Here is a 733-nt window from a genome sequence, read left to right on the forward strand (position 1 = left end):
TGCGCTACCAGTTCTACCAGTAGCTATAAATGTGTATAAAACACTACTATCATCTAGTAGTTGGCATACTTTGTTATTATATGTAGGCCAAGTATAGTTACTACTCACTACCCCACATATGCGGTATCTCCCCCCACCATCAAACATTTTAGTGCCTCTACCAGCACTATTACATAGCAAATTACTAAATTCTTTTCTTTCTATTCCAATTAATAACACCCCTAACTCCTTGTAATCCTAACTAAAGAGCTACTCACAACTACATAAGAAAACACTTCATTAGCCCCAAAGCCACTTTGAGCTATCCTAAAGTTAAATGGAGCTGAAAAAGCTTGGATATTAGCCCCTTTAGCTATGAATATCTCCCCAGTTTGACCTACATTTGCCGCTGCGTTAGCTACTGTTATATTTGTTGCTGCTGTTAGATTTAAGCTAAAGTTTATACCATTATTTAAATCTATTGCCCCACCAGTTACTGCTACAAAAGCCCCACGCTTTTTAACATAATTTCTATTAGCTAACTGAGTATCAGCTGTAGGTAGTATAGAGCACACAGGCACTGCTGAGAATGTCTTAATCCCTGCTATAGTCTGATTGCCAGTTAGATTAACTGTAGCGTTAGCGTTGGCTTTGGTGTTAAGTTGAGCTAAATTAACTGCGTGAGTATTTGCTGTGGCATTAGGCACCACTACAGGGCTAGAAAAAGTTTTAGTTCCTGCTATAGTTTGATTGG

The 733-nt window shown here is 38.5% G+C and carries 1 protein-coding gene and 1 pseudogene; both read right to left on the bottom strand.

What is annotated here, in order from left to right; all coding sequences use genetic code 11:
• On the bottom strand, positions 1-219 hold a 219-nt coding region (locus CCAL9328_RS10640; protein WP_170000640.1), incomplete at its 3' end, for a hypothetical protein.
• Positions 220-221: 2 nt separating this feature from the next.
• A pseudogene (locus CCAL9328_RS10645) lies at positions 222-733 on the bottom strand (hypothetical protein); the annotation flags it as partial.

It is taken from the genome of Campylobacter sp. RM9328, from assembly GCF_012978615.1.